The following is a 7,340-nucleotide window of genomic DNA, read 5'->3' on the forward strand; positions in this document are numbered from 1 at the left end:
ATCTTATGCTTATTTTTTCAGGCTCTATTACCTTTAATTAAATTGGAATAGTTGATAAAATCAATCATTCCGAATGTTTATTTAATGTTGAACCTTTTTTAGTCATGTTAAAAAATCCTCTCCAAGTAATAGTGTAACATCAATGTGTGTACATGGTCTTTTTTACACTGTCTACCTAAAGAGGATAATATCAATTATTACTTTGATTAAGTCCTTTTGTTTATATATATTTATTTTTAAAACATCGTTTACAGCAGATTAACTACTACTTGTCTTTCTATCCACTTATCTAGCTTATTTTTCGTATCATCATTTAATCGTTTTCTTTTACCGGATAACATCCTTGAAAGTGTTGAATACGAAATATCTATTTCTTTCGCTAACTCACGAATACTTTTATTATTCTTCTCTTTATACGTGTTCATCTTTTCAATATAAAACTCAATACTATTAGGGGTTTCTTGATTTACTATACTTATTGGCTTCTCTTCAATTACCGGTGGCTTTTCTTCCATCTTAATGACCAATGGTGCGTGCTGCTTACTTTTCTTAGTAATCAACTCTTGTTGTAATTTAACAAGTTCATTTGTAGGAGAAATGCTTACTTTTAATTTTAACCAGTAGTTTTCAAACCAGTTTTTTCCCTTACATTTTTCTTCATCAATCTCGGGAGAGTATTTCCACTCTTGAATTACTTGGTCGCTCATAAGGTCATCTAAAGTCTTTTCAAAAACTTGTCTTATTAGACTTGGTTTTCTATTCATGCTTATCTCCATTACTTGTAATAACCCTTTAGGACCACCAATACTATAAGAATGTGTTAAATGTTGATAGGATTGTTGAATGCGCCAACGCCAACTTAGATATCTGGTTAATCTTTTGTGATATCTCTGTTGCTTGCTGTTATACTCTAGGGCTTTTTTTGATAATAAACCTGTTAGCTTTTCAGAGCCATAGAGATATTTTGATAAAAAGCTTCCTGGTGTAACGTGCATACTCTCTATTCCTAATGTTTTATCCGTATCAATATCTTTTGCAATGATAATTTCATCCATTACAAATAACCTTCGAATTCTTTGCTTTTTATAAGCTAGGCTTTCATTTGGATCTTCTTCATTTAATATCACGATCTCATTATCTTCATTGACATAAATAAAAATACTAGCAAGAGCAGCTAATCGCTCCATAATCTTTAATCTGTCTTCTTTTCGATAATAAGCCTTACCATTTTTGATTTGTTTCATATTACACATATTTAATACTTGTTCGTAATGTACAGGCACAATAGTCTTATCATTTTCCGCACTCTTTACCCAAAGTTCAGTTACAATATCGAGGCAGTCCGCCGTCAAATCATCCATTACTCTTGTTAAAAAAGTAGAATCAATCAGTGTATTCCATCTTTTTAATTCTTCCCTTTGTAATTTCATATCACCATCATCGTGTGACGATACTACCACTAGACTATTTTGTTTATCCTGTAATTGAGCAATCCGTACATTCTTATCTTGGTCATCTGTAAACTTATTCTTAGCAATAGTGTCTGATAAATGGTACATAAACCCTGCATTACTTCGTTCTATATAATCACTCTTAGCCTCTGAATGTAAAGGTAATTCTTTTACGATAATAGGCAGTTTAATTCCAAACTCCATATATAAGTCATCTCTTAGACATTCAAAAATTTCTTCCCTATGATTTTCTAGTTTTGGAAGAATGTCTATCGCTGATAATCCTAAAGCTTCCTTTTTAGAGACCCATTTTACTAGCCTTTCGAAAGTCTGTGATGAATAATTTGAGTTGTAAATTTCCTGTAGATCTCTTTCTACATCTTGATAGAATTGTTGCCATTTATTTAAAACCTTTTCACTTCCCTCAACTCCAGTTAAAAGAGGGTAAGCTATATATAAGGTGTTTTGAAATAGTACTTTTAACTTCTCCACTAATAATCCTCCTAATTGCTTCTAATACAATTATATCAATTGCTACTAATCATTTATACCATGTTAATTCTAATATATTTTAATGTCGTAAAAAGATAGCATACATAGAATACAACCATTAATTATTATGTATGTGACGATTTTATTTAGTGCTTTTATAGCCTCGGCTTCTCTTTCAAGAGAAATGTGGGGATTTGTACTATTAATAATTTTAATTTCAATTTTGTTTCCTTATATTTTTAACATTTTAACTTTTGCTAGAAATAGATGGACTAAATTAGTTTATTTAAAATTTCGTTTTGAGCAGATTTTAGATGAAAGAGAGAGAGAATGATTAAACGTATAAGGGACTGTGAACTCTTTATTTACAGTGTTTTCAATGTATACTTTTATTATATGAATTGAGGATATCAGGGGGTTCGGAGAGAAGTTAATAATTAAGGGGATTTGAATATAAACTAATAATGAAAAGTTTACATTGGAAAATAAGCAAAAGAACCTGGTTTTTAGGCTTCTTTTGCTTATTTATAATTCCAATAGTCTCTTTTTGTTTACTTCTTCGTTTTGACGATCCTGGAGATTATAGTGTTCAAAATGTGTTTGGTTTTACCTTTATAATTATTGTATTTTTGGGTTTTGAAATTACTAAATATAAAATTGTATATAGTACCGTTCCTAGTATTACTATCAATAAGGACATTGAAATATCTGAAATGATGCTAACCCAATCTTTATTTTGAACATATTTGATAATGTCTTTATAAAATATTAAGTTCATAAGGATAAACATTGGTAGACTCCAAAATAAAACAATATTAAATAAATGGAAACTAATATTCAAGAATTAACTTTCGTATTTGTAATAGCAACAATACACTTAGTTTTTATTAGTTTGTAAAACCCTTTTCACTAAATGGAAGTAAAACATGCAACACCTTTCTCATCTTGCGTACCCTTAGTTCTAAAGAAGCAACACCATTCTCAACTCACGTACTATTTCACTAGAATAAGCAACATTTTTCCCGTGTTGCGTACTTATTTCTCTAAAGAAGCAACACCAAACATTTAAATTATTTAATTTCATGTAAAAAAGAAGCAACATTCTTCCCATCTTGCGTACTTATTTTTCTAAAGAAGCAACATTTTTCCCAAGTCGCGTACCTATCTTATTAGTGAAATCAGCCATAAATGCTGTTATATCAGGTGATCTAAGATGTTAAATCACAAGCAATTTATATATTACACAAAAATTCTTTCCCAAGTCGCGTACCCATTTTCCTGAAAAAGGAGCAACACCTTTCCCAAGTTGCGTACCAAAAATCAATTGAATTATCAATAAAGTATTGATATTAAAGGATTTCTCCTTTTCTCATTAAATAGCATCATACAAGAAAAGAGCAACATTCCTTCCCAAGTCGCGTACCAAAAATAAAAATAACAATTTTCTCTATCCCTTGTCGCTCTAAGGCCCATAAGGTGTTGCCTTTTTTGAAATTCTCTCTTAAAGGGCACATTTTTACAAAATTCGATTTGCTATAATCATAATTGGTATATTTTATAGTATTTTTACATATATTTCTGAATTTGTAGAACGGAGGTGAAAAAGATGGGGAAATCATTTGTGATACGTAATCAACGGAGCTTAAATGGGCAAACAACAAACGCAGTTTTAGTAACACTCAAATCTTGGCAAAAGCTTGTGGAAGCATTTGAGGAGAAGTACTACAGTTATAAAGATACTTATTTAGAAGATATTCTACAGCACATGACATACGAAGATCGTATTGCTGATGTGGATGGATTTGTCGGAAGAGCCAAACCATCTTTTTCACGTCGCGCAATGTCTGCACTTGCAGAAAAAACGGGAAGAAAGCATAAATTATACGGCATTACGAATGCTGATCTCGAAGTGTTCTTATATATACATAAGAAATGCTTTACTAATGGTGTCATTCCCAATGTAACCATACATATGATGTGGGAAGATTACAAACAATATAAAGAAGAATTTGCTTATATCCAACACTCTCAATTCTATATCGCTTTGAAAAAGTTAAGCTTACATAACATTATCTCCATTGAAAATGAAATTGATGGCCGTTACACAATTAAACTCACTCATTTTCTGAATGAGGAAGCAGAAAAAGCTAATCCGTATGTATATATTAGTCCTGTTGTATTTACAAAGGCTTTCTTTAAGCTATCTGTAGCGGCTAAGAAGCTATTCTTAGATATCGCAATGCAACAACATACAGAAATAACGTTAAAGCGTTCATTAGATAAGTATGACGAAAGAGGCAATAAAACCCACTTCGGCGGGATGTATCGTTTCTTACATAAAAAATATCCGCATCAAATCCGTGCGGTTATCGATGAATTAACAATTACATTACCATGTACGGGTAGTCCCCTATTCAAAATTTGCAAAATGCAAAAAGGTGTAAAGCATACAAAACGATATACGACATTATATCTGTCTATCCATTCAGACTTTTTATGTACGAAAGAATCTGGAGAAGAACAATACAGGGATCCGTTTACACCAAGAGCTACCTATGCTCGTAAAGCGAAATTCATTGAATCACTTCTACAAGAAATGAATATCGGTGAACTGTCTGCAGACATGAATAAGTTCATTCATGTCTTAAAGCATACTTGTCATCGTCAAATTCGCAGTGTCATTCGTGGGCTTCGTGATATGGTTGATCGAAAAGAAGGATATCCAACGAAAATTGTATATACATTGAAAAAATTATTGCATCAGACATCTCAATATCAAATTCTTGATACAGCAGCGAAAGAAGGTCTCTACCCTCTTATTGCGCAGCACATACCAAAAGAGAGAAATAGTGACCGTGAGCACGCTGTCTTTAATTTTGGTCTACATTATTCTATGTACTCTCTTCATAACATTAAGAAGATGTTTAGAAATGTACATGCACTACTGAAGCAGAAGTTTGCGGTACCAGTGACGGAAGAATCTTATCACCTTAATTATTTAAAGTACCAGGAAGAAACGTTATTTAGAAAATATGCATATGATCAGGGCGTTAATCTTCATGCATATATCGCTTTAGAAATTGAAATGCGTGAAAAACTAAAAGTTCGTGGCCATAAAGAACGCACGATTCCAAGTGATGTACGTGAATGGTTTATCGAGGCAATTGATAAGCTGCCACAAGAAAAACTTCGTGTTATTGAGCTACCAAAGCAGTTTAATTTACTAGAATTTATGCGTACCTTCGAACGTTTAGTACGTGCCGGTGTAACAATAACAGCTCCAGATCAGATGCTAACCGCAATGGAAATAAAATAATAGCAACAAGCTCTCTATTTTTGAAAAAATCGAAAGTGGAGGGCTATTCGTGTTTGGTTTATTCCGCCCTTTTTTTACTAATCTATTTATAAATACATAACTAGAAGGACTTCATGTAAAATGGAGTCCTTCTAGTTATGTATTTATATATAAATCCTCTTCTACCTATAGTAGAATCTCCACACTACACATTAAGTATTCTTTACGTGTAGTAAAATATCCAATTTTATATCTACAAAAAATCAGAAGGATATTAATAAAAATAGTAGATATGAGGACAAATATGATCAAATGTGAATACTATTTTACTAATATTGTTGGGAATACTAGTGCTATTGAATTTATCTAATAAAAATCATCAATAATAATGTGAGTTATGTGTAAATACTGTGTAATGTGAACAAATAGCTACATTCTCTGAACAAAATGTGGATAAACAAAACCCGGATACTTCCCTATTTACCAAAATAAAGAAAAAACACTCTATTTTAAAGGTTGAATAAATATAATATGATTTGTATCAATTTTTTTCCGATTTTATGTAGAAATATATAATTTTCTTTCTGCTTTTTTGTAGAATTGAAATTCTAATAATTATTAAATCTAGGGATACATTTTCTACTATTTATGATTTTTTACGTTCTAATATTAAATTTTTCCTTGTGAGAGTAGATCTCTTCCCCATTTTTGATAGCCTATAAAAGTTTTGTCTTTATTTCTTTTTAATATATAAGATATATATTTATAATAGATTTTATTATTACTAATATGATTGTTAATAAGATTGTTAATAAGATGTCAGACCTAATTGAAAATATTTGTAAAATCCGTTATAAAAATGGTAATTAAACATATCATTACTCCCATGTAAAAGGACAAATCTACGAATCCTTATTAGGACGAGATTTGTCTTTTTTTCATTGAAAATAAAAAACAACATATCAAATCATGGAGTGAACTATCTAAAGAAAATTATTAGGAGTATTTCTATGAGCTAGAAAACAAGACACAGAATATGGCGGTTCTTAAATAAATTGAACATGTCTAAACTTCAGTATATGGTTTTCACCTCTCCTTAATTCCTGATCAATCACTAAGTGATAAGGATTTTATAATCGAAGCAGAAAAAAATTATTAAAACAAACTATACTTTCAACAAAAGGATTAACAGAAGGATAAGTTAAATATCGCCCTCTTATTATGGATAGAAACGCTTTTATAATAGATTTAGTAGTAAACTATGGGTTGTCCTTACAAGAGCTTGTATCGCCTAATATGAGCCATATACAGTTTGTTAGAAATACCTTAGTGGTTCGTGGTGAGAATGGCATAAATAGATATATCATTATAAAAGGATTATACGAAAATTATCTACAAGTACTATAAAACTATTTCGGAACCTTTAAGAGCTAGAAAGTATACAGATAATCCCTATTTGTGGCATTTAATTTTAATCATGGAACATATAGTTGGGTGTACGAAAAAGATGATCAAAAGGCTTTGTATGAGGTTGCTACACAAAAGATGATTCCACTTGAAGTGAAACGAGCAGGGTTGAATAAACGTATCTTGACGCAGCAGATGCGAAATAAATTCATGGTTCGTCTTATTAAGCAAGGCTCTTAATTACTGTTATCATGAGAGGTTTAGAAGTGTATAAACAAGCGATTAGCTGCTTATTTATCTGTATTAGCCTAGATATTTTGTAATGTCAGTGAGATATCAGCCATCATAGAAGTGTTTCTACTCCAACCTAGGAAGCCAAGATATCAATAGGTTTTGTACGGTTCTCTAGCAGAATCTCAGCAATTGTATTACATAATAGTGTCAACGGACTATCTTTTCCCCACTGTAACCTACAAAACAACAATTTCGAGATAAATAGACTTTTTTCATTTCCTCTTTAATTTCTCTATATGTATTCATCATTATAAAACATGCCTCTTCTTTTCTACATAGAAAAAGAGAGTCTGGTCATCTCCCTGTCAAGTAGACAGTAATAAAAAGAGTATTATGCCACGGCCTTTTCCCGATATTCTATCGGGGAAAGGCCGTGAAGTTTTTCTTGGAATCTTTCTGTA

The 7,340-nt window shown here is 31.3% G+C and carries 3 protein-coding genes and 2 pseudogenes; 2 read left to right on the forward strand and 3 right to left on the reverse strand.

The annotated features are described in order from the left end of the window. Positions 1–248: 248 nt before the first annotated feature. Positions 249–1,943 carry a helix-turn-helix domain-containing protein gene (locus MR143_RS29605; RefSeq protein WP_242281225.1) on the reverse strand — a complete coding sequence of 565 codons (1,695 nt, stop codon included), beginning with the start codon at positions 1,941–1,943 and terminating at the stop codon, positions 249–251. 1,606 nt (positions 1,944–3,549) lie between these two features. Between MR143_RS29605 and MR143_RS29610 the strand changes: the two genes are divergently transcribed. Both MR143_RS29610 and MR143_RS29615 read left to right on the forward strand, forming a co-directional pair. Beyond that, positions 3,550–5,259, forward strand: coding sequence for a hypothetical protein (locus tag MR143_RS29610; protein ID WP_242281226.1), 1,710 nt, complete (start codon positions 3,550–3,552; stop codon positions 5,257–5,259). A 937-nt stretch (positions 5,260–6,196) separates the two neighbouring features. After that, positions 6,197–6,879: pseudogene (locus tag MR143_RS29615) on the forward strand (integrase); the annotation flags it as partial. Positions 6,880–7,015: 136 nt separating this feature from the next. Here MR143_RS29615 and MR143_RS33595 read toward each other — a convergent pair. After that, a pseudogene (locus MR143_RS33595) lies at positions 7,016–7,188 on the reverse strand (phosphoadenosine phosphosulfate reductase family protein); the annotation flags it as partial. An 82-nt stretch (positions 7,189–7,270) separates the two neighbouring features. After that, on the reverse strand, positions 7,271–7,340 hold a 70-nt coding region (locus MR143_RS33600), incomplete at its 5' end, for an IS3 family transposase (RefSeq protein WP_325782447.1).

The organism is Bacillus cereus group sp. BfR-BA-01347, from assembly GCF_022663835.1.
GTDB lineage: Bacteria > Bacillota > Bacilli > Bacillales > Bacillaceae_G > Bacillus_A > Bacillus_A thuringiensis_K.